We start from the raw sequence: 22388 nt of genomic DNA, 5'->3' as shown, positions 1-22388 counted from the left end.
ACAGCCGGGCGGCCGTGACCCGGCGCGCCGGGCCGGTCTCCGGTTCACCGGTCCCGGATCATGGCCGGGACCGGTGTACCGGCGGGGCCCCGGACCGGGCGGTTCCGGGACGGGAGGCGTGAAATCCCGCGGTCCGCAACCGACCTGACATCGGAGCCACTCGCGGTTTCACCCTCGGCATGCGTACGATCACGCCACGCGGTGCCATACCGCGGGCAGTGTTCGTACATCAGGGAGGCGTGGCGTGAGTGAGCGACGGGCCGCGCCCACCGTCGGCCAAGTGGTGCTGGGCAGACGGCTGCAGGAGCTGCGGGAGACGGCGGGCGTCAAGCGTGAGGAGGCCGCGCAGGTGCTGCGGGTCGCCCCGGCGACCGTACGCCGGATGGAGGCGGCCGAGGTCGCGCTGAAGATCCCGTACGTCCAGGTGCTGCTCACCACGTACGGGGTGCCCGAGGAGGAGGCGGAGGCCTTCGTCGAGCTGGTCGAGGAGGCCAACCGGCCCGGCTGGTGGCAGCGGTTCCACGATGTGCTGCCCGAGTGGTTCAGCCTGTACGTGAGTCTGGAGGGCTCGGCCCGCATCATCCGCTCCTACGAACCGCACTTCGTGCCCGGCCTGTTGCAGACCGCTGACTACGCGCGGGGCGTGCTGGAGGCCGGGACGATCGGGCAGACCGGCGAGGAGGCGATCGAGCGCCATGTCGCGCTGCGCATGGCCCGCCAGCAGCTGCTGGAGCGCGGCGACCCGCCCCGGCTGTGGGTGATCATGGACGAGACGGTGCTGGCCCGCCCGGTGAGCATCGACGGCCGGGTGATGCGCGAACAGCTGGACAAGCTGCTGGAGTTCAGCGAGCGGGACCACATCACGCTGCAACTGGCCGAGTTCCGTGCCGGTCCGCACCCGGGTACGTGCGCGCCCTTCTCGCTCTTCCGGTTCGCCGAACCGGAGCTGCCCGACATGGTGGTCACCGAGTATCTGACCGGCGCCCTCTATCTGGACTCCCGCAAGGAGGTCTCCGCGCATCTGGAGGTGCTGGACCACATGACGGCGCGCGCGGCGTCGGCCGAGCGCACCAGGAAGCTGCTGCGGCAGCGCCGCGCGGACTTCTGACACCTCGGGTGCCGCGAACTCCGCGTACCACGAAGGTCACGTACCACGAACGTCACGCACCACGAACGTCACGTATCACCAACGTCACGCAGAGCGAGCGCCGTTCCTAGGAGCAGAACCCATATGACCGCACCCGAGGGCGTCCCCACCCACGTCGACACCAGCCGTCCGCACCCGGCCCGGGTCTACGACTGGTGGCTGGGCGGCAAGGACAACTATCCGGTGGACGAGGAACTGGCCCGGCGGATCCTCTCCGTGGACGCCACGGTGGTGCGCGGGGCCCGCGCCAACCGCCGGTTCATGCAGCGCGCGGTACGCACGGCCGCCGAGGCCGGCTTACGGCAGTTCCTGGACATCGGCACGGGCATCCCCACGGAGCCCAATCTGCACCAGGTGGTGCAGTCGGTGGCCCCGGAGTCGAAGGTCGTCTACGCCGACAACGACCCCATCGTGCTGCGGCACGCGCAGGCGCTGCTGCGCGGCAGCGCGGAGGGCAGCACGGAGTACGTGCACGCCGACGTCCGTGACCCGGACACCATTCTGGGACTGGCGGGGCGGACCCTGGACCTCGGGCAGCCGGTCGCTCTGTCGCTGGTCGCGCTCACCCACTACCTGGACGAGGCGGAGGACGGGGACGACGTCTACGGGCTGCTGCGGCGGTACGTCTCCGAGCTGGCCCCCGGCAGTCATGTGATCCTGTCGCAGACCACGCCCGATCTGAGCCCGGACGCGATGGAGGCCGCCGCGGCGGCCTTCCGGCGCAGCGGCACCCCGTTCCATCCGCGCAGCCTCGCCGAGTTCTCGCGGTTCTTCGACGGGCTGGAGCTGCTGGGTCCGGGCATCATCCCGGTCTACGGCTGGCGGCCCGAGGCGGAGGACGTGACGGCCCAGGCGGAGGGCATCGTGCCGGTGTACGCGGGGGTGGCACGCAAGCCCTGACCCCCGTCCCGAGCCGCACCGGCCCCTCACCCCGCACCGCCGGCCCGCCCCGCGCCCGCACCGGCGTGTCCCCACCCGTACGGCTCACCTGGAAGGTGCGCTGCCCCGCCCGCCCCTAGCGTCGAGAAAAGACCTCGCGTCGACGCACGGGGCGAGCAAGGGAGCGTACGTGACCGAGACGCGCAGACCACCCACCGAGCCGGGCGCCGCGCTGCTGCGTGCCGGGCGGTTCTTCCGGCCCGGGACGGCCGCGCCCGATCTGCACAGCGTACGGCTGACCGGCGGACGGCAGGCGGACTCCTTCTACCGGGACCGCTGGTCGCACGACAAGGTCGTGAACTCCACCCACGGCGTGAACTGCACCGGTTCGTGCCGCTGGAAGGTGTACGTCAAGGACGGCATCATCACCTGGGAGACCCAGCAGACCGACTATCCGTCCGTCGGCCCCGACCGCCCCGAGTACGAGCCGCGCGGCTGCCCGCGCGGGGCGGCGTTCTCCTGGTACACGTACTCCCCGACCCGGGTGCGCTACCCGTACATCCGGGGCGTGCTCCTCCAGATGTACCGGGAGGCGAAGTTCCGGCTGGGGGACCCGGTGGCGGCCTGGGCGGAGATCCAGGACGATCCCGAGCGGCGCCGCCGTTACCAGCGGGCGCGCGGCAAGGGCGGTCTGGTGCGGGCGCGCTGGGACGAGGCGGTGGAGATCGTCGCCGCCGCGCATGTGCACACCATCAAGAAGTACGGCCCCGACCGTGTCGCCGGTTTCTCCCCCATCCCGGCGATGTCGATGGTGTCGCACGCGGCGGGCGCCCGTTTCCACTCCCTGATCGGCGCGCCGATGCTGTCGTTCTACGACTGGTACGCCGATCTGCCGGTGGCCTCCCCGCAGGTGTTCGGCGACCAGACCGACGTACCGGAGTCGGGCGACTGGTGGGACGCGGCGTATCTGATGATGTGGGGCTCGAACGTCCCGGTGACCCGGACGCCGGACGCCCACTGGATGGCGGAGGCGCGCTACCGGGGCCAGAAGGTCGTGGTGGTGTCCCCTGACTACGCGGACAACACGAAGTTCGCCGACGAGTGGCTGCATCCGCATCCCGGCACGGACGGGGCGCTGGCGATGGCGATGGGGCATGTGGTCCTGAAGGAGTTCTTCGTCGACCGCGAGACCCCGTTCTTCGCGGACTACGTAAGGAAGTTCACCGATCTGCCGTTCCTGGTGACGCTCACCGGGCGGGACGGGGCGTTCGTGCCGGGGAAGTTCCTGCGCGCGACGGACGTCGGACAGGACGGTGAGGGCGCGGAGTGGAAGACGGTCGTGCTGGACGCGGCGACCGGCCGCGCGGTCGTGCCGAACGGTTCCCTGGGCTTCCGCTGGACCGAGTCGGGCGAGGGGAGGTGGAACCTGGACCTGGGCACGGTCCGGCCGCGGCTGAGCCTGCACGGCAGTGAGGCCGCGGTGGGCGTGGAGGTGCTGCTGCCCCGCTTCGACACCGACGGCGGCGAGCACGGGCAGGGCCGCGGCGAGGTGCTGCGGCGCGGGGTGCCCGCGACCCGGCTCGGCGGGGCGGACGGACCGCTGGTGACGACGGTGTTCGACCTGCTGCTCGCCCAGTACGGGGTGCGGCGCCCCACGCTGCCGGGCGACTGGCCCGACTCCTACGACGACGCCGACGCCCCCGGCACGCCCGCCTGGCAGGAGGTCCACACCTCGGTCCCGGCGGCCAAGTGCGTCAAGATCGCCCGGGAGTTCGCGCACACCGCCGAACGCTCCAAGGGCCGCTGCATGATCCTGATGGGCGCCGGGACCAACCACTGGTTCCACTCCGAGACGATCTACCGCGCCTTCCTCGCCCTGCTCCAGCTCACCGGCTGCCAGGGCCGCAACGGCGGCGGCTGGGCGCACTACGTGGGCCAGGAGAAGTGCCGCCCGGTGACCGGCTGGGCGACGCTGGCCGCCGCCTCCGACTGGTCGCGTCCGCCGCGCCAGATGATCGGCACCGCGTACTGGTACCTCCACACCGACCAGTGGCGCTACGACCGGTTCGCGGCCGACGTGCTGGCCTCGCCGCTCGGCGAGGGCCGGTTCGCGGGGATGACGGGCGCGGACTGCCTGGCGCAGTCGGCGCGTTCGGGCTGGATGCCGTCGTACCCGACGTTCGACCGCAACCCGCTGGAGCTGGGCGAGGTGTTCGGTGACCCGGTGGCCAAGGCGGTGGCCGAACTGCGCTCCGGGAAGCTGAAGTTCGCCTGCGAGGACCCGGACGCGCCGCAGAACTGGCCGCGGGTGCTGACTCTGTGGCGGGCCAATCTGCTGGGCTCGTCGGCGAAGGGCACCGAGTACTTCGCCCGCCATCTGCTGGGCACGCACTCCTCGTTGCGGGCCGAGGAGGCCGGGGAGGACGAGCGGCCGCGCGATGTGGTGTGGCACGACCAGGCGCCGGAGGGAAAGCTCGACCTTCTGCTGTCGCTGGACTTCCGGCACACCTCCTCGACACTGCTGTCGGACGTGGTGCTGCCCGCCGCCACCTGGTACGAGAAGCACGACCTGTCCAGCACGGACATGCACCCCTATGTGCACTCCTTCGCCCCGGCCGTGGACCCGCCGTGGCAGGCGCGCACCGACTTCGACACGTTCAAGGCGATCGCCGAGCGGCTGAGCGAGCTGGCAGCCGGGCATCTGGGCGTGCGCAGGGACCTGGTGGCGACGGCGCTGCAGCACGACACCCCGGGCGAGGTGGCCCAGCCGGGCGGTGTCGCCCTGGACTGGCGGCGCGGGGAGTGCGATCCGGTGCCGGGCAGGACGATGCCCCAGCTGACCGTCGTGGAGCGCGACTACACGAAGATCGGCGCCAAGTTCACCTCGCTCGGTCCGCTGGTGGAGGAACTGGGTCTGCCCGCCAAGGGCGTCGTGCTGAAGCCGGACGAGGAGGTGCGGCGGCTGCGCGAGCTGGGCGGCACCGGGTACGAGGGCCGCCCCTCCCTGGACACCGCGGTCAAGGCGGCCAACGCGATCCTCACCCTGTCCGGCACCACCAACGGCCGGCTCGCCACCCAGGGTTTCCGCACCCTGGAGCGGCGCACCGGCCAGGAGATGGCCCATCTGGCGGCCGAGCACGAGGGCAAGCGGATCAGCTACGCCGACACGCAGGCGGCACCCGTCCCGGTGATCACCTCGCCGGAGTGGTCCGGCAGCGAGGCCGGCGGGCGCCGCTACACCGCCTTCACCCTCAACACCGAGCACCTGAAGCCCTGGCACACCCTCACCGGGCGCCAGCACTTCTTCCTCGACCACGACTGGATCCACGAACTCGGCGAGGCCCTGCCGGTGTACCGGCCGCCGCTGGACATGCACCGGCTGTTCGGCGAACCCCGCCTGGGACCCGACGGCGAGAAGGAGGTGACGGTCCGTTACCTCACCCCGCACAACAAGTGGTCCATCCACTCCGAGTACCAGGACAACCTGTTCATGCTGTCCCTCTCGCGCGGCGGCCAGACCGTCTGGATGTCCCCCGGCGACGCGGACGCCATCGGTGTGGCCGACAACGACTGGATCGAGGCGGTCAACCGCAACGGTGTCGTGGTGGCCCGCGCGATCGTCTCGCACCGGATGCCGACCGGCACGGTCTACATGCACCACGCGCAGGAGCGCACCGTGAACGTGCCGCTCACCGAGACCACCGGGATGCGCGGCGGCATCCACAACTCCCTCACCCGGCTGATCCTCAAACCGTCCCATCTCATCGGCGGATACGCCCAGTTGAGCTGGGCGTTCAACTATCTCGGCCCGACGGGCAACCAGCGCGACGAGGTGACGGTGATCCGCCGCCGCGGCCAGGAGGTGCGGTACTGATGCGTCCGATGGCCCAGATCGCGATGGTCATGAACCTCGACAAGTGCATCGGCTGCCACACCTGTTCGGTGACGTGCAAGCAGGCGTGGACCAACCGGCGCGGCATGGAGTACGTCTGGTTCAACAATGTGGAGACCCGGCCGGGGCAGGGCTATCCGCGCCGCTACGAGGACCAGGAACGCTGGCGCGGCGGCTGGGAGCTCAACCGGCGGGGCGCGCTCAGGCTCAAGGCGGGCGGCCGGTTCCGCAAGCTCGCCGGCATCTTCTCCAACACCCGGCTCCCCGAGATCAAGGACTACTACGAGCCCTGGACCTACGAGTACGAGAACCTCATCGACGCCCCGCTCGGCGACGACTACCCGGTGGCCAGGCCCGTCTCCCAGCTCGACGGCAAACCCCTGAAGGTCGAGTGGTCGTCCAACTGGGACGACAACCTCGGCGGCGCCCCCGCCTACGGCGACCTCGACCCGATGGTCGAACGCACCAGGCGGCAGACGTCGGAGAAGGTGCGGTTCGAGTTCGAGCAGACCTTCATGTTCTATCTGCCGCGGATCTGCGAGCACTGCCTCAACCCGTCCTGTGTGGCCTCCTGTCCGTCCGGCGCGCTCTACAAGCGGGCCGAGGACGGCATCGTGCTGGTCGACCAGGACCGCTGCCGGGGCTGGCGGATGTGCGTGACGGGATGCCCGTACAAGAAGGTGTACTTCAACCACCGCACCGGCAAGGCGGAGAAGTGCACGATGTGCTACCCGCGCGTCGAGGTCGGTCTGCCCACCGTCTGCTCGGAGACCTGCGTGGGCCGCCTGCGCTATCTCGGCGTCCTCCTCTACGACGCCGACAAGGTCACCGAGGCCGCGTCGACGCCGTCGGACAAGGACCTGTACGAGGCGCAGCTGGGCGTGTTCCTCGACCCGGAGGATCCGCTGGTGCGGCGGGCCTGCGAGGACGCGGGCATCGCGCACGACTGGATCGAGGCCGCCCGGCGCTCCCCCGTGCACGCCCTGATCAACACCTACCGGGTGGCGCTGCCGCTGCACCCGGAGTACCGCACCATGCCGATGGTCTGGTACATCCCGCCGCTCTCCCCGGTGGTCGACGCGCTCACCGGCACCGGCCACGACGGGGAGGACGCCCAGAACCTCTTCGGCGCGATCGACACCCTGCGCATCCCGCTGGAGTATCTGGCGGAGGTGTTCACCGCGGGCGACACCGGACCGGTGCGGGCCTCGCTGGAGAAGCTCGCCGCCATGCGCTCCCACATGCGGGCGGTCAACCTCGGTGAGGAGCCGGACGGTTCGGTCGCCGAGGCGGTCGGCATGACACCGGACGAGATCGAGCGGATGTACCGGCTGCTCGCGATCGCCAAGTACGAGGAGCGGTACGTCATCCCGACCGCCGCCGTCGGCGACGCCCGCCGGATGGAGGAGGCGGCCCTGCCCGAGGGGTGCAGCCTGGACTACGAGGGCGGCCCCGGGATGGGCGGCGAGGGGCCGTTCGGCCAGGACTCCGGCCGCAAGCAGCTGCCGCTGGTGTCGGTGGAGACCTTCCACCTCCTGCGCCGGCGCCAGACCACCGACGACGCGAAGGAGACCTGATGTCCTCCGACGCCGTGCTCCACCAGGCGGCCGCGCTCTGCCTGACGTACCCGGACGACGACTTCCACCCGCGTCTCCTCCCCCTGATCCGTGAAGCCGCGCCGCAGCTCGCGGAGTTCACCGACCACGCCGCCGCCACCCCGCCCGGCGACCTGGCCGCCCACTACGTCCAGGTCTTCGACTTCAAGAACCGGCACAGTCTGTATCTGAGCTGGTGGACCGACGGCGACACCCGGCGGCGCGGTATGTCGCTGGTCCGCTTCAAGGACGTCTACCGCGCCCACGGCCTGGAGCCCACCGGCGAGGAACTGCCCGACTTCCTGCCGGCCGTCCTGGAGTTCACCGCCCGCACCGGCGACACGCGGCTGCTCACCGCGCACCACGACGCCCTCGGGCAGCTGCGCTCCCGGCTCACCGCCGCCGGCACCCCGTACGCCGCCGTCCTGGACGCGGTGTGCGCGACCCTGCCGTCCGTCCCCACCGGAGCCCGCCGATGACCGTCCTGCTCTGGGGCGCCCTGCCCTACATCGCCTTCGCCCTGCTGGTCGCCGGCCTGATCTGGCGCCACCGCTACGACAAGTTCGGCTGGACCACCCGCTCGTCGCAGGTGTACGAGTCCAAGCTGCTGAGCTGGGCCTCACCGGCCTTCCACTACGGCATCCTCTTCGTGCTCGTCGGCCATCTGGTCGGCCTGTTCGTCCCCATGTCCTGGACGAACTCGCTCGGCGTCGACGAGCACACCTACCACCTCTTCTCCCTCTACGGCGGCACCGCGGCCGGAGTCGTCACGGTCCTCGGGATCCTGCTGCTGATCTTCCGGCGCCGCACCAACGCCCCGGTGTTCCGGGCGACGACGGTCAACGACAAGGCGATGTACGTCTTCCTGCTCGGCGCCATCCTGCTCGGCATGATCGCCAAGCTCCAGCACACCTCCGGCGACGGCTACAACTACCGTGAGACGATCGGCCCCTGGGCCCGCAGTCTCTTCACCCTCTCCCCCGACACCGGCCGCATGACGGACGTGCCGGTCCTCTACAAGGTCCACGCGGTGGTGGGCATGATCCTGATCGCCATGGTCCCGTACACCCGCCTGGTCCACATGTTCAGCGCCCCCGTCCAGTTCCTCTTCCGCCCGTACATCGTGTACCGCACGAGGGACCCCCGCGAACTGGGCCCCCGCCCGGAGAGGCGAGGCTGGGAACGCATCGGTTCGTAAAAAGCACGCGGCGCGGTCAACCTCCTGAGGGGCGCGGGGCTGCATCGGACATGCGGCTCCGCCGCGTGGGCGCGACCAGCCCCCACGCACCCGCAGCCGACGGACTACGCCGCTCCCCCACGCGCGTCCCGCTCGTCATCGACGATCTCCGCGTCCACGACACCCTCCTCCTCCGGCGAGCCGGAATGCCCTGTTCCCCCGCCCCCCTCGGCAGAGGCACCGCCCTCCTCGGCAGAGGCTCCCGCAGAGGCCTGCGCATACATGGCCTGCCCCATCTTCTGGCTCACCGAGCCGAGCTTCTCCACCCCCGCCCGCAGCGCAGCGGTGTCCGCGTTCTCCTGCAACAGGGTCTTCAGCCCGGAAGCCGCCGCCTCCACCTCGGTCCGGGTCTCCGCGGGGATCCGCGACTCGTTCTCCCGGATGAACTTCTCGGTCTGGTAGACGAGTTGCTCCGCCTGGTTCCGGGTCTCCGCCGTCTCCCGGCGGCGCCGGTCCTCCTCCGCGTACTGCTCGGCCTCCCGCATCATCCGGTCGATGTCGTCCTTGGGCAGCGCGGAGCCCCCGGTCACGGTCATCTTCTGCTCACGCCCGGTGGCGAGGTCCTTCGCGGAGACATGCATGATCCCGTTGGCGTCGATGTCGAAGGCGACCTCGATCTGCGGCACCCCGCGCGGGGCGGGCGGCAGCCCGGTGAGGTCGAAGACGCCGAGCTTCTTGTTGTACGACGCGATCTCACGTTCGCCCTGGTAGACCTGGATGCCGACCGAGGGCTGGTTGTCGGTGGCGGTGGTGAAGATCTCCGAACGCCGGGTCGGGATCGTGGTGTTGCGCTCGATGAGCTTCGTCATGATGCCGCCCTTGGTCTCGATGCCGAGGGACAGCGGGGTGACGTCGAGGAGCAGCACGTCCTTGACGTCGCCGCGGATGACGCCGGCCTGGAGCGCCGCGCCGACGGCGACGACCTCGTCGGGGTTGACGCCCTTGTGCGGGTCCTTGCCGGTGAGTTCGCGCACCAGGTCGGTCACGGCGGGCATCCGTGTGGAGCCGCCGACCAGGATGACGTGGTCGATCGCCGCGAGCTTGATCCCGGCGTCCTTGACGGCCTGGTGGAACGGCGTCTTGCAGCGTTCCAGCAGGTCGGCGGTGAGCTCCTGGAACTGGGCGCGCGTCAGTTTCTCCTCCAGGTGCAGGGGGCCCTCGGCGGAGGCGGTGATGTAGGGCAGGTTGATCGACGTCTCGGTGGACGAGGACAGTTCGATCTTGGCCTTCTCGGCGGCCTCCCGCAGCCGTTGCACGGCCATCCTGTCGTTGCCGAGGTCGACGCCGTGCTGCCCCTTGAACCGCTTGACGAGGTGCTCGACGATCCGCTGGTCCCAGTCGTCGCCGCCGAGGCGCGTGTCGCCGTTGGTGGCCTTGACCTCGATGACTCCGTCGCCGATCTCCAGCAGGGAGACGTCGAAGGTGCCGCCGCCGAGGTCGAAGACGAGGACGGTCTGTTCCTCGCCGCGGTCGAGGCCGTAGGCGAGGGCGGCGGCGGTGGGCTCGTTGATGATCCGGAGCACCTTCAGGCCGGCGATCTCCCCTGCCTCCTTGGTGGCCTGCCGCTGCGCGTCGTCGAAGTAGGCGGGCACGGTGACGACGGCGTCGGTGACGTCCTCGCCGAGGTAGGACTCGGCGTCCCGCTTCAGCTTCTGCAGCACCCGCGCGGACAGTTCCTGGGCGCGGTAGCGGTTGCCGTCGACGCTGCCCCGGTCCGGGAAGCGCCAGGAGGCGTCGCCCATGTACCGCTTCACGGAGCGCGCGGTGCGGTCCACGTTGGTCACGGCCTGCCGTTTGGCCACCTCGCCGACCAGCACGTCGCCGTTCTTGGCGAAGGCCACCACGGACGGTGTGGTCCGTGCCCCCTCGGCGTTCGCCACGACGGTGGGCTCGCCGCCCTCCAGCAGGGCCACCACCGAGTTCGTCGTCCCGAGATCGATCCCGACCGCACGTGCCATGTCCATCCCCTTCCGCCACGGCTCCCCGACTCCAGCACAGAACTCGAGCAGGCCGTTGTCAATACGGCGATACCGCGCCTCCGGCCGGCAGGACGGCGGAGGCGCGGTATACGGGGCCGTACGGCGGAACGCCGCGCGGGAACGTCAGGCGAGCTTGGCCGACAGGGTGATCGTCGTACCGGTGAGGGCCTGGCTGACCGGGCAGTTCTTCTTGGCGTCCTCGGCGGCGGCGACGAACGCGTCCTCGTCCAGGCCGGGGACGGTGCCCTCCACGGTGAGGTGGATGCCGGTGATGCCCGTGCCCGGCTGGAAGGTGACGTCGGCGGAGGTGACGATCTTGGTGGGCGGGGTGCCGGCGCCGGCCAGGCCGTGGGAGAGCGCCATGGAGAAGCAGCTGGAGTGGGCCGCGGCGATCAGCTCCTCGGGGCTGGTCTTCCCGTTCGCCTTCTCGGCGCGCGACGGCCACGACACCGGCTGCTCGCCGATGCCGGAGGAGTCGAAGGTGACGACGCCGTTGCCCTCGAGCAGGTTGCCTTCCCAGACGGTGTGAGCGGTGCGCGTGGTGGCCACGGTTCTTCCTTTCGCAGGTGGAGCGGATCGGATCCCCTTCTTCGGGGCCCGTGGGCCCATCCGATCACATCCGTCCTCACCGCACCTTGAAGACGGGCCCACGCGGGGTGAACGGAAGGCGGCCGCCCTCGGGGATCAGATAGGCGTGCTCGCGCCGCACCCGCAGCACGTCGCACCAGGCGTCCGTGATCACCAGCACCGGGGCGCCCGGCGGGAAGTCGTCCGCCCGGTGCAGCAGATCGATCCCGGGCTGCAGCACCGTGCCGCCGCGCCCGCGCACCCTGACCCGCCCGGCGATCCCGGTCACCGGCAGGTATCCGGCGTCGTAGGGTGCGGCGTCGCAGAACACCACCCGGGCCGCGGGCACGTCACGGGCCTCCGCGTAGGAGGCGATCGCGCCGAGCGCCTTGCCGAGCAGGGTGCGGCTCATGGAGCCGGAGGTGTCCAGGACGACGCCGAAGGTGCAGCGGGTGATCTCCTCGGGCGGGAAGTACCGGCCCGCGCGCGGGATGTCCGGGGTGGCGGCCTGGCGGCGCGAGGGGCGGGCGTAGGTCCGTACGGCCTCCGGGCGGGGCACGAACTCGTCGAACCAGCGGGCGAGCTGTGCGTCCCACGGCAGCGGCGGGTGGCTGAGCGCGCGGATCTCCTCGACCAGGCCCGCGGGCAGGAAGCCGCGCCCCTGGTTCTGGTGCAGGTCCAGGCCCTGGCACAGACCGCGGCGGTAGAACTCGTCGAGGTCGACGTAGTCGCGGGGCGCGCCCAACGGGCCACCGAGGATGTCGCCCGCGCCCTTGCCGCGCAGGGTGGCCAGACGGCGGGCGCGGCGCAGGTCGCGGGCGATGCGGTCGTAGACCTCCTCGGCCGACAGTCCGGCCAGCTCACGGTCGTACAGCAGTCCCTCGGGCATCGTGCCGATGCCCATGTCGCGCAGCCAGCCGTTGATGACGTAGTCGCAGGCGACGTTGAAGAGGTAGGGGTCGCGGGTGCCGGTGCGGTCGCCGTGGCGCAGGGCGGCGTGCAGCATCTCGTGGGCGAGGACGAAGCGCCATTCCTCGTCGTCGAAGGTGCACAGCGGGTTGACGTAGATCTCCCCGGCGGAGGCGTCGACGGCGGCGATCGCGATGCCGTGGGCGCGGGCGAGTTCGGCGTCGGCGACCAGGGTGATGCCGGCCGCGATACCGCCGAGCAGCGGGTAGGAGGAGACGAACCAGCTGAGCGCCCGCTCCCAGGGGCGGCGCGGGGTGGGGCCGCCCCGCATGGAGGCGCGGCGGCCCCCGGCGAGGTCCATGGCGGTGCCGACGGTGCGGATCAGGGCGTGTGCGAACTCGAGCTGCCAGTCCTTGGGGGCGCCGCCCAGCCAGGTGTCCCACGGCACCAGCAGCAGGTCGGCCTCGCCGCCCGCGGTGCCGCAGCGTTCGTAGGCGGCGGGGACGCCGTCACGGCGCCAGCGGGCGGTGAGCTGCTCCTCGTCGCCGTCCGGGTAGACGGCGGGCAGGTCGTCGGGGGTGCGGCCGACGGGGAAGCCGAGCAGGAAGCGGTTGACGACCGCGCAGCGGGCGGCCAGCTCGTGACGGTCGGGCTGGACGCGCTTCCCCGCCGCCGCCGGGACGTGTCCGAAGCCGAGGTGGATGACGGCGTGGGCCAGCGCCCAGGCCCAGTCCTCGGGTTCGGCGAGGCGGGTGGGATGGACGTGCAGGACACCGCCGGAGTCGACGCGGACCAGGCCCGCGGCGGGCGACTCGGGGCACTTCTCCGCACGGCACACGCTGAACCCGACGGCGGCGAGCGCCCGGTTGGCGCGTACCAGCCTGAGGCCCGCCTCGAAGGCCTCCTGGGCGAGGTCCTTCTTCGGCTTGCCGCCCTTGCCGCCCTGCCGGGTGCGGCTCACTGCCGGGCCTCCACCAGACGCGGCATGTCGCGGGCCGCCTCGACGAGGAACCAGGCGGGCAGCACTGGATTGCCGTCGGGGTCGGGGGCGATGACCGCCTGGGCGACCTCGACGGAGATCTCGGCGAGCTGCACCAGCAGCGACTTGGCGCGGTGCGCGGTCTGCCGCCCGTTGCCGGAGAGGTGCTCACGGCTGACCGGGAGCTCCTTGACCAGACGCCCGCGGAACGACTCGGCGAGGTAGTACAGCAGGTCGCGGTCCTCCACGCGGTGCGGCCAGCCCGCGTCGCCCTTGAGGATGGCCTCGATGCCGTAGCGGCTGCGCACGATCTTGACGTAGCCGCAGAAGGCGACGGCGTGCGCCGGCGTCAGCGTGCCGTGCGCGATCACCTGGAGGGTGGCCTCGTCCAGACCGGGGCCGAAGGAGTGCAGGGCGTCGGAGAGCATGTGCCAGGAGCGGGGCGTGGAGAACGGCTCCTCGGTCTTCGGCGGCCTGGACCAGAGGTGGTCGGGGCGGTCGGTGAGGTGGTCGAGGATCCAGGGGTGGATTCCGTGGGCCGCCGCCCAGCCCAGCCAGTCCCGGGGGGACGCCTCCAGATGCACATGGGTGAGCCGGTTGACCAGCGCGGACGCGATCGGGCGGGCGAGGGCGTTGTCGGTGGCACGGTTCCCGGCGCCGATGACGATGGACCCCCCGGGCAGCTCGTAGTCGCCGATGCGGCGGTCGAGAATCAGCGAGTAGAACGCCTTCTGCACGTCCGGCGTGGCCGCGTTCAGCTCGTCGAGGAAGAGACAGTACGGCTCGTCGCGGGCGATCGCCTCCGGCGGGCAGAACACCGAGCGGCCGTTCCGGATCTGCGGTACGCCGATGAGGTCCTCGGGCGCGAGCTGCGTGCCGAGCAGGCTCACGCACTCCAGTCCGAGCGACTCGGCGAACTGCCTGACCAGGGAGGACTTTCCGATGCCGGGGGCGCCCCAGAGGAACACCGGCCGCACGGTCGCGAGGCCGAGCAGCAGCTCGGGGAGACGGGCGGGAGTGACGGTGACGGCAGCCTGCAAGGGTGCAGCTCCTGGGGAAATGGCCGGAAGACGTGTCCCGCACAGTCTGGTCCCGCGCCGCCGCGGACGCAGCTGGTTTTCCGGGCGCCGGACCCGTCCGGGGGCTCAGGCGGCCCGGCGGTCCGCGTCCGTCTCCGTGCCGGCCGGGAGCGGTACCTGGGGGCCGTCGGACTCGCCCAGCCAGCGGCGCAGCACCCGGTGGACGTGCTCGGCGCCGGAGAGCTCCGCGCCGTCGCCGGCCGGGTGGGACAGGACCAGCGGGGACAGCAGGAACGGCCGGGTCTGGGCGCCGCCGAGACCGCCGTGGGAGCCGATCTGCTCCTCGAAGGAGAGCACTTCGCCGGTGCTCGGGTCGTACGACGAGTTGACCATGATGTCGGCGGTGTGCGGGAACCCGTGCGTCCGGCGTACGGCGTCGGCGGCCCCGGCGCCGAACTCGGCCAGCGGGCCCGGGTCCGCGTCCAGGTCGTCCAGCGGGATCTCCGCCCCGTACGGGCCGAGCACCAGGCCGCCGTGCCGCTCGCTGCGCACCAGCAGGAAGCCGACACCGGGATGGTTGGCGAGGGTGGTGAGCAGCGCCGGGTGCCGGGCGTCGATCTCCTCCCTGGTCATCCGGTGCGGCACGTCCGGGAAGGAGATCAGGCCGAGGTTGCCGGAGGCCAGCACGATCGGCTCGGAGCGGCGGACGGGGCGGTGCTGCTCGCCGCCCTCCTCGACGGGCCTGCGCAGTGCGGCCCGGACGGCGGCGCGGGCCTCGGCGCCGCTGCGGGTGCGCTGCGCCCTGCGCGGTACGGGCAGTCCGCAGCCCGCCCGCACCAGATCGCCCAGGGTGAGGCCGTAGCGGGCCCGGAACGTCTCCCCGGGGCTCTGCCCGTGGTCGGACAGGACGACGATCCGGTACGGCCGCGGGGAGTGCTCGGCGGCCTTCTCGATCAGCGCGAGCGCCCGGTCGAGCCGTTGCAGCACCTTCTCGGCGTCCCGGCCGAACGGCCCGGAGTGGTGCGCCACCTCGTCGTACGCCACCAGGTCGGCGTAGACGGCGGTGCGCCCGGCGAGCAGGTCGCCCATCACCGCGGCGATGACGACGTCCCGCTCGACGACGGTCGCGAAGGCGCGCACCAGGGGATACAGCCCGCCGCGCGACACCCGGGGCCGCTGCCGCCGCAGCCGTGCCCGGGTGGCCTGGCCGATCTCCCGGCCGGCCTCGGCGACGAAGGACAGCGCGGTGCGCACGGCGTTGGCGGGGTCGGAGAAGTAGGCGAAGTACCCGGCGCGCGAACGGTTGTCCCGGCCGCGCCGCCGGGCGGCGATGGACAGCACGAGGGCCTGTTCCCCGGCGCCGCCGCTGAACAGGTTGCCGCGGCTCGCTCCGTCCAGCTCCAGCAGCCCGCCGTCACCGCTGTGCTCGACGGCCCGGCGCTGGAGCTCGGCCGCGCTGGTGGGGCGGTTGCAGACCATCACCTCGCGGCTGTCCTTCTCGTACCAGCGGAACGCGGGCACGTCGTGGTTGGAGCCGTGCAGGATGCCGAGCTGGCTGGCGCCGGTCTGGCTGGACCAGTCGGTGCGCCACGGGGTGAGCCGGTGGCTGGCGGGGTCCGCGGCCCCGCCGCCGAGCCACCGGCCGACGGTGGGCATCAGCCCGGTGTCGACGGCGTCCCGCAGGACGTCGTGCCCGACCCCGTCGAGCTGGAGGAACACGGTGCCGGGAGTGGACGGCCCCGGCGGGAGCCTGCGTCTGCGCCGGGCGGAGAGCCGGTACAGCCGCCGCCGGTAGGCGTCGTCGTCCCGTACGGCGAGGGCGCCGCCGGTGGCGGAGGCGACGGCGGACATCACGGCGGCGACGATCACGGCGGTCTCGGGAGCGGCCTCGCTGCTGCCGGAGGGGTTGATCCGCAGCGCGACGAGCAGCAGGGAACCGTTGAGGAAGAACACCAGCAGACCGAGCACGAGGGCGGGCACCAGCAGCAGCAGCCGTACCAGCAGGGGCCAGACGAGGGCCGACAGCAGACCGAAGGCACCGGCTCCCAGCGCGGCGGTGACGGCGATACTGGTCGCGCTGTCACCGCCGGCGGACTGCAACCGGAAGTCCGGCAGGACACCGGCGAGCACCAGCATGGTGAGCGTGGACACGGCCCACACGGTGACGCTCCGCCCCATCTGACTCGCAGCCCGCCGCCACCGCACGCCCCGCACACCTCACGTCCCGCCCGCTTCCCGGCGGGCCTTCCTCAACCTTGTCACACACCTCTGCCCGAAAGCGTCCCGGGACCTGCACCGCCCTGCCGCACCGCCCCACGGCTGCGCCCCGCGACGCACCCCCCACCGGCCTGCCAGCCTGCCGCCCTACCGGCCGTCGTACCCCGCCGTAGGCATCGACAGCCGCCGGTGCACCCGGGCCTTCATCTGCGCGTCGTAGCGCGGCTCGGCGTCCCCGACCACTTCCACCCGCACCCCCCGCCGCCCGCACTCGGCGACGAACGCGTCGGCGGACGACAGCGCGCTGTCGAGCACCCGCCTGCTGGGCGCGACGAACAGATCACCCGCCCGCACCCCGTCCCAGAGCACACAGTGATCGGCCCGCAGCCCCCGCACCACCAGCTCGCGGCTGACCGCGTATCCCCGCTCGGCCGCCCAGCGGGCACACACCGCGTGCTGGCTGCGCGAATCCACCAGGAAGGGATCCGCCTCCAGTTCCTCGAGCGGCGTGAGACTGGCGATAGCCGTGACACGCACCGCGCCGGCGGTCCTGGCCGGAGCCACAGCCGAACCGGCGGAGCCACCCCGTCCCATGGCGTCCCCCTCACCTCCGGGTTTCGCCGCCGACCCTACTCCTGCCCGTAGGCTTCGGGGGAGGCGCACGAAGGAGGCAAAGAGGTGCCGGTGGAGATCACCTGGTGGGGTCACGCCACCTGCACGGTCGTGGATTCGCACATACGCGTCCTGACCGATCCTCTGTTCGCACGCCGGCTCGCGCATCTGCGCCGCCGCCGGGGCGCGCTGCCGCCGTCGGGCGCCCTGCGCGCGGACGTGGTCCTGGTGTCGCATCTGCACGCCGATCATCTGCACGTGCCGAGCCTGGCCCGGCTGGCACCGGGCACCCGCCTGCTGGTGCCCCGGGGCGCCCCGCAGGCGGTGCCGGGCCTGCGCCGGCTGGCGCATCTGCGGCTGGCCGAGATGGCGCCGGGTGACGAGCTCCCGGTCGGCGACCTGGTCGTCCGCGCGGTGCCGGCACGGCACGACGGCCGCCGGCTGCCGCTCGGCCCGCACCGCTCCCCCGCGCTCGGCTATGTGATCGAGGGCCAGGCACGGACGTATTTCGCCGGGGACACCGGGCTGTTCGACGCGATGGAGGAGGAGGTCGGTCCGGTCGACGTGGCGCTGCTGCCGGTCGGCGGCTGGGGCCCGTACCTCGGGGAGGGGCATCTGGACGCGGGGCGCGCGGCGCAGGCACTGGCCCGGCTGGCACCGCGCAGCGCGGTGCCGGTGCACTACGGCACCTACTGGCCCATCGGCATGGACTCCGTGCGCCCCCATGAGTTCCATGCGCCGGGCGACGAGTTCGTGCGCCTGGCCGCGAAGCACGCGCCCGGGGTGGCGGTGCACCGGCTCGGCCACGGGGAGAGCGTGCGCCCGGAGGTCGCCCGGTGAGCTGGGGCCACCCCGTGACATGGCTGGCCGCCACCGCGACGACGGTGCCGCCGGAGTCCACCCAGCGGGCGATCGGCTATCCGTCGCTGTTCCTGCTGGTGCTGATCGGCGCGCTGGTGCCGGTGGTACCGACCGGCGCGCTGGTGAGTACGGCGGCGGTGGTGGCGTTCCATCAGACGGCGCCGTTCTCCATGGCGATGGTGCTGGTGACGGCGTCGGTGGCGGCGTTCCTGGGCGACACGGCGCTGTACTGGCTGGGACAGCGCGGGATGCGCTCGCGCAACGGCTCCCGCTGGCTGGCCGCGATCCGGTCACGGGCGCCGGAGGACCGGCTGGCACAGGCGCAGGACAAGCTGACCGGGCACGGGGTGGCGGTGCTGGTGCTGTCCCGGCTGGTGCCGGCCGGACGGATCCCGGTGATGCTGGCCTGTCTGATGGCCCGCTGGCCGATGCGCCGCTTCATGCGCGGCAATCTGCCGGCCTGTCTGGCGTGGGCGGCGACGTACGAGCTCATCGGGATCCTCGGCGGCTCGCTGTTCGACGAGCCCTGGGAGGGTGTGGTGGCCGCGGTCGCGCTGACCCTGCTGATCAGCGCGGCCCCGGGCGTGTGGCGTCGGGTACGGGGGACGGAACGGGTCTAGTGCCGCGGCAGGCAATGTCGCCCCGTCGCGGCACCAGTCCCTGGTCACTGGGGCGCCCTGTCGGCGGATTCCTCGTCGAGCACCCGTGATCCGCCCACCGGCAGGTCCCACAGGTCGTCGCGGTCCAGTCCCGCCCGCTCCCAGGCGGCCCGGACCCTGAACAGCGGTTCCAGGACGGGCTCGGCGGACAGCACGAACGTGCCCCAGTGCATGGGCGCCATCCGCCGCGCGCCGAGGTCGCACAGCGCCCGCACCGCTTCCTCCGGGTCGCAGTGGACGTCGCTGAGCCACCAGCGCGGGTCGTACGCGCCGATGGGCAGCAGGGCGAGGTCGATGCCGGGGTAACGGCCGCCGATGCCCGCGAACCAGTGGCCGTAGCCCGTGTCGCCGGCGAAGTAGACACGCCGGCCGTCCGGGGCGGTGAGCACCCAGCCGCCCCACAGACTGCGGCAGGTGTCGGTGAGGGTGCGCTTGGACCAGTGATGGGCGGGCACGAAGTCGAAGCGCACGCCGTCGAGTTCGGCCGCCTCCCACCAGTCCAGCTCGGTGACCAGGGTGAACCGGCGGCGCCGGAACCAGCCGGCGAGCCCGGCGGGCACGAACACCGGTGTGCCGCGCGGGAGCAGGCGGAGGGTGGGGGCGTCGAGGTGGTCGTAGTGGTTGTGGCTGATGACGACGGCGTCGATCCGGGGCAGGTCGCTCCAGGCGATGCCGACGGGCGTGACACGGGCGGGGGTGCCGAGGATGCGGCGGGACCACACGGGGTCGGTGAGGACGGTGAGGCCGCCTATGCGCACCACCCAACTGGCGTGCCCCGCCCAGGAGACGGCGACCGTGCGGGCGTCGACGCGGGGCAGCGGGGCGGGCTCGCAGGGCAGCAGCGGGACGTCGGCGAGACCGTCGCGGCCGGGGCGCACGGAGCCCTCGCGGGCGAACCGGGCGAACGCCTTGAGGCCGGGCAGCGGGGCGGTCAGCCGGTCGTGGAACGCCCTTGGCCAGAAACGCCGTTCGCCCAGGGGGCGGGGTTCGGCGAGCGGCGGGGCGGAGGGCGTCCGGGTCGATGTGGCGGCAGTCGTGGCGGTCTTGGCAGTCGTGGCGGCGGTAGTGGCCGTGGCGGTGGTGGCGGTCGGGACCGGGGCGGGGCCGGCCTCCGTGACCGTCGTGGTCGGTGCCGAGGGAGGGGTGGCCGTGGTGGTCGTGGTGGTGGTCGACTCGGACTGTTGCGTCATCGAGGAGACTCCCGTCGCTGAGCGTCGTCACGGAGATCGTCGAAGACCGACCTCAGATGACTCAACGCGCGTTGCACGTGTGGCAGTTCCAACGGCGAGGGTGAGGTGAGGCATTCCGTGCGCTCCTGGTCCGTACCGCCGAGCAGCGGCCCCGTGGCGAGTCGTACGCGCAGTTCCGCGAGGCCGTCGCCGAAGCGGTGGCCGCCCGGCGCGGGCATGCCCAGGCGGGCGGAGAGGAAGTCCTCGAGCTCCTGCGCGTCGCCGACGCCGTGCGCGGCGAGCGCGGAGCGCAACGGGCCGAGGTCGGCGTAGAGGTGACGCCCCGCCTGCGGCGGCCGGGCGAGCGCGCCCGCGCCGACGACGGCGGTGTGCACGGCGGCGGCCACCCGCGCGTGCAGGCGTACGGCCGCCGTACGGCGCCAGGTCACCGGCGCGGGCTCGCCGAGCACGTACCCGGCGGCCCTGGCGACCGGTTCCGCGACACGCGCGCCGAGCGCGGTGAGCACGTCGAGCACCCGCGCGTGCAGGTCGTCTCCCGCCGCGCCCGCCGGGAAACGCGCCACGGCGGCCGGCCAGCCGGGCGGCAGCAGGGCCCCCGCCAGGTCGGCGACCACGGTGACCCGGTCGGGCAGCATCTCCGCGGGGCTCAGCAGCACCGTGCCGTGGGGCCGGTGCACCGTGTCGCGCCAGGTCTCGTCGCTGACGAGGCGCAGCCCCGCGCCGGTGGCGGCCTCCACCGTCTCGTGCAGCAGTTCGGGCGGTGCGACGGTGCCGGTCGGGTCGTCGGCCACGGACAGCACGAGCAGCCGCGGGTCGCCGCCCTCGGCACGCACCCGGCGCACGGTCTCCAGCAGCGCGTACGGGTCCGGGACCCCGCCGGACTCGGCGGGTGTCGCCACATGGAACACGGGTCTGCCCAGCAGCCGCGCGTACGGCGCCCACCAGGCGGCGCACGGCCGGGGCACCAGGACGTCACCGCCGACGGCCGCGGTCACCGCGACCAGCAGGGCGGCGGCGCCGGGCCCGGCCGCGACGGCGCCGGGTGTGACGGGCAGCCCGCGCCGCTCCCAGTAGCCGCACGCCGCCTCGCGCAGCGCGGTGCCGCCGCCGGCCGGCTGTTCCCCGGCCCGGTGCGCGGCCTCGGCGAGGACCTCGGCCGTCTCGGCGAGGACGGGAAGTCCGTCGCCGGGGAGCTCCGGCCCGTAACGGACGGGGCCGTGGCCTTCCGGGTCCGTCCGCCGCATGGAAACCTCCGCACAGTCCTGGGTGCCGTGCCGTGCCGTGCCCTGCCGGGCGGTGCGGCTCCGGTGAGGCCGGGGGCCGGTGGCCGGTGGCCGGTGGCCGGGGGAAGACGCACGTCAGCGGTGGCGGCGCATCCCCCTGCCGCGCAGCCGGTAGACGGCACCGCCGAGCGCCGCCGCGATGAGCGCCGCGCCGGTGGCGAGGGCGGGGACGGACGGGGTGAAGACGCCGCCTCCGCCCGCCTGTACACCGCGCTGGACCGGCGCGGGTGTGTCGGTGTCGGTGGAACGGTGACCGGGGGCCGTGGAAGGCGCGGGTACGGGTGCGGTGGCCGGGGCGCAGGAGGCCTGGCCGGGGCCGGGGGTCCAGGTGGGCGGGGGCACCGCGTCGTCCGCCCTGGGCTCGGACTTCGGCTTCGGCTGGGGCGGGGGCTGGGGCTTCGGGCAGGAGGCGTCGGTGCCACCGGCCGGGCCGGTCGCGACGGTCGCTCCCGTCGCTTCCGGCACCCCGGGCGATCCGGTCACCCCGGCTTCGCCGGCGTCACCGGCGGCGCGGTGGTCGTCGTCGGCGACGGTGAACGTCGTGTTCCACGGCTGCCCCTGCTCACCGGGCGCCCCGGGGCAGGTGCCGCCGACCGTCCACGCGGGGCCGCCGACCGCGTCCGGGGCCGCTCCGTCCGTAGCGGTGGGAACAGCGGCGGCCCGGTCGGTGCCGGTGACGGCGTCCGGGACGGCCGTGTCCGCACCGGCCATGTCCGCACCGGCCGGCTCCGGCACCGCGTCCGGTCCGACCGCATCGGGTCCGACCGCATCGGGTCCGACCGCGTCCGGTCCGACCGCGTCCGGTCCGACCGCGTCCGCTTGGGCACCGGCCGCGCCGCGGTCACCGGCGCCCGCACCCGCACCCGCACCCGGCGGGGTGCCGGTGCCTCCGGCGGCCTCGCCGGCCGTGGCCGTGAGCCGGGCGGTGCCCCGGTACTCGGGTCCGGAGACGTCGTCGTCGGCCGCGGCCACATGCGCCAGCCGGACGCTGCCCCGGTCGAAGGCCGGGGAGGTGGCCTCGACCGTGTCCGGCGCCCCGGCGCCGACGGGATCGCAGGACACGGAGACGGAGACGTCACCGCCCGGCTGGACGGTCCCCGGACTGACCTCCGCCGAGGGATCCGCGAACGCGGACGGGGCGCCACCGCCGAGCACGGCACCGGCCAGAACGGCCATGGACAGGGCACGGGCGGTGCGGCGCATGGGCAAGGACTCCTCGGACGGACGGACCGCCGACGGTCGGAAGGCGGTGGGCGCATCGACGTGCTCCCTGGCCCATCACAGCCCGTCCGGCCGCGCGCCGCGCGCGGCCGGACCCCATTCGCGGGACATCCGGCGTCCCATCGGGTGACCCGTGGACGGG

17 protein-coding genes are annotated in these 22388 nt (G+C 72.9%); 8 read left to right on the top strand and 9 right to left on the bottom strand.

Going from position 1 to position 22388, the window contains the following annotated elements; all coding sequences use genetic code 11:
- Positions 1 to 244: 244 nt before the first annotated feature.
- The 6 genes from ABZ862_RS02270 (at position 245) to narI (ending at position 8711) form a co-directional block, all read left to right on the top strand.
- Entirely contained in the window at positions 245 to 1108 is an 864-nt protein-coding gene (locus tag ABZ862_RS02270) for a helix-turn-helix transcriptional regulator (protein WP_360950783.1), read from the top strand.
- A 123-nt stretch (positions 1109 to 1231) separates the two neighbouring features.
- The gene (locus tag ABZ862_RS02265; RefSeq protein WP_360950780.1) at positions 1232 to 2047 is read left to right on the top strand and encodes an SAM-dependent methyltransferase; all 816 of its coding nucleotides are present in this window, start codon (positions 1232 to 1234) and stop codon (positions 2045 to 2047) included.
- Between the two features lie 169 nt (positions 2048 to 2216).
- On the top strand, positions 2217 to 5900 hold the full coding sequence (locus ABZ862_RS02260; protein ID WP_360950777.1) for a nitrate reductase subunit alpha: 3684 nt from the start codon (positions 2217 to 2219) through the stop codon (positions 5898 to 5900).
- The gene (gene narH, locus ABZ862_RS02255; protein ID WP_360950774.1) at positions 5900 to 7495 is read left to right on the top strand and encodes a nitrate reductase subunit beta; all 1596 of its coding nucleotides are present in this window, start codon (positions 5900 to 5902) and stop codon (positions 7493 to 7495) included. Before ABZ862_RS02260 ends, narH begins: the two co-directional genes overlap by 1 nt.
- Positions 7495 to 7992, top strand: a complete 498-nt coding sequence (gene narJ / locus ABZ862_RS02250; RefSeq protein WP_360950772.1) for a nitrate reductase molybdenum cofactor assembly chaperone — start codon at positions 7495 to 7497, stop codon at positions 7990 to 7992. The genes narH and narJ overlap by 1 nt, the downstream gene beginning before the upstream one ends.
- A complete protein-coding gene (gene narI, locus ABZ862_RS02245) occupies positions 7989 to 8711 on the top strand; it encodes a respiratory nitrate reductase subunit gamma (RefSeq protein ID WP_360950769.1) in 723 nt (240 codons plus the stop codon). The genes narJ and narI overlap by 4 nt, the downstream gene beginning before the upstream one ends.
- A 104-nt stretch (positions 8712 to 8815) precedes the next feature.
- On the opposite strand, the gene dnaK is transcribed toward narI, so the two are convergent.
- From dnaK to ABZ862_RS02215, 6 genes are all read right to left on the bottom strand, one after another.
- Entirely contained in the window at positions 8816 to 10708 is a 1893-nt protein-coding gene (gene dnaK / locus ABZ862_RS02240) for a molecular chaperone DnaK (RefSeq protein ID WP_360950766.1), read from the bottom strand.
- Between the two features lie 144 nt (positions 10709 to 10852).
- Positions 10853 to 11278 (bottom strand): OsmC family protein, encoded by a 426-nt coding sequence (locus ABZ862_RS02235; protein ID WP_360950763.1) that lies wholly within the window; start codon positions 11276 to 11278, stop codon positions 10853 to 10855.
- Between the two features lie 76 nt (positions 11279 to 11354).
- On the bottom strand, positions 11355 to 13166 hold the full coding sequence (locus ABZ862_RS02230; RefSeq protein WP_360950760.1) for a hypothetical protein: 1812 nt from the start codon (positions 13164 to 13166) through the stop codon (positions 11355 to 11357).
- The gene (locus ABZ862_RS02225; RefSeq protein ID WP_360950757.1) at positions 13163 to 14224 is read right to left on the bottom strand and encodes a MoxR family ATPase; all 1062 of its coding nucleotides are present in this window, start codon (positions 14222 to 14224) and stop codon (positions 13163 to 13165) included. Before ABZ862_RS02225 ends, ABZ862_RS02230 begins: the two co-directional genes overlap by 4 nt.
- 105 nt (positions 14225 to 14329) lie before the next feature.
- The gene (locus ABZ862_RS02220) at positions 14330 to 16381 is read right to left on the bottom strand and encodes a phage holin family protein (protein ID WP_360950754.1); all 2052 of its coding nucleotides are present in this window, start codon (positions 16379 to 16381) and stop codon (positions 14330 to 14332) included.
- 186 nt (positions 16382 to 16567) lie between these two features.
- Entirely contained in the window at positions 16568 to 17014 is a 447-nt protein-coding gene (locus ABZ862_RS02215; RefSeq protein WP_360950751.1) for a hypothetical protein, read from the bottom strand.
- A gap of 84 nt (positions 17015 to 17098) precedes the next feature.
- Between ABZ862_RS02215 and ABZ862_RS02210 the strand changes: the two genes are divergently transcribed.
- Together ABZ862_RS02210 and ABZ862_RS02205 are read left to right on the top strand one after the other, a co-directional pair.
- The gene (locus tag ABZ862_RS02210; RefSeq protein ID WP_360950748.1) at positions 17099 to 17872 is read left to right on the top strand and encodes an MBL fold metallo-hydrolase; all 774 of its coding nucleotides are present in this window, start codon (positions 17099 to 17101) and stop codon (positions 17870 to 17872) included.
- Between the two features lie 14 nt (positions 17873 to 17886).
- Positions 17887 to 18513, top strand: a complete 627-nt coding sequence (locus tag ABZ862_RS02205) for a VTT domain-containing protein (protein WP_360951410.1) — start codon at positions 17887 to 17889, stop codon at positions 18511 to 18513.
- Between the two features lie 44 nt (positions 18514 to 18557).
- On the opposite strand, the gene ABZ862_RS02200 is transcribed toward ABZ862_RS02205, so the two are convergent.
- The 3 genes from ABZ862_RS02200 to ABZ862_RS02190 form a co-directional block, all read right to left on the bottom strand.
- Entirely contained in the window at positions 18558 to 19742 is a 1185-nt protein-coding gene (locus ABZ862_RS02200) for an MBL fold metallo-hydrolase (protein ID WP_360950745.1), read from the bottom strand.
- Positions 19739 to 20986 (bottom strand): aminotransferase class I/II-fold pyridoxal phosphate-dependent enzyme, encoded by a 1248-nt coding sequence (locus tag ABZ862_RS02195; protein ID WP_360950742.1) that lies wholly within the window; start codon positions 20984 to 20986, stop codon positions 19739 to 19741. Before ABZ862_RS02195 ends, ABZ862_RS02200 begins: the two co-directional genes overlap by 4 nt.
- A gap of 114 nt (positions 20987 to 21100) precedes the next feature.
- The gene (locus tag ABZ862_RS02190) at positions 21101 to 22228 is read right to left on the bottom strand and encodes a hypothetical protein (RefSeq protein ID WP_360950739.1); all 1128 of its coding nucleotides are present in this window, start codon (positions 22226 to 22228) and stop codon (positions 21101 to 21103) included.
- Between the last annotated feature and the right edge of the window lie 160 nt (positions 22229 to 22388).

The sequence above is a fragment of the Streptomyces sp. NPDC047000 genome (assembly GCF_040644295.1).
Classification (GTDB): Bacteria; Actinomycetota; Actinomycetes; order Streptomycetales; family Streptomycetaceae; genus Streptomyces.
The sequence above is the reverse complement of the archived record's forward strand: the minus strand, read 5'-3'. Positions and strand labels throughout refer to the sequence as shown.

Coding starts and splice junctions, on each gene's coding strand:
- ABZ862_RS02265 (WP_360950780.1), top strand. CDS start 1,232: ATGACCGCACCCGAGGGCGTCCCCACCCACGTCGACACCAGCCGTCCG.
- narH (WP_360950774.1), top strand. CDS start 5,900: ATGCGTCCGATGGCCCAGATCGCGATGGTCATGAACCTCGACAAGTGC.
- narJ (WP_360950772.1), top strand. CDS start 7,495: ATGTCCTCCGACGCCGTGCTCCACCAGGCGGCCGCGCTCTGCCTGACG.
- narI (WP_360950769.1), top strand. CDS start 7,989: ATGACCGTCCTGCTCTGGGGCGCCCTGCCCTACATCGCCTTCGCCCTG.
- dnaK (WP_360950766.1), bottom strand. CDS start 10,708: ATGGCACGTGCGGTCGGGATCGATCTCGGGACGACGAACTCGGTGGTG.
- ABZ862_RS02220 (WP_360950754.1), bottom strand. CDS start 16,381: ATGGGGCGGAGCGTCACCGTGTGGGCCGTGTCCACGCTCACCATGCTG.
- ABZ862_RS02215 (WP_360950751.1), bottom strand. CDS start 17,014: ATGGGACGGGGTGGCTCCGCCGGTTCGGCTGTGGCTCCGGCCAGGACC.
- ABZ862_RS02200 (WP_360950745.1), bottom strand. CDS start 19,742: ATGACGCAACAGTCCGAGTCGACCACCACCACGACCACCACGGCCACC.
- ABZ862_RS02195 (WP_360950742.1), bottom strand. CDS start 20,986: ATGCGGCGGACGGACCCGGAAGGCCACGGCCCCGTCCGTTACGGGCCG.
- ABZ862_RS02190 (WP_360950739.1), bottom strand. CDS start 22,228: ATGCGCCGCACCGCCCGTGCCCTGTCCATGGCCGTTCTGGCCGGTGCC.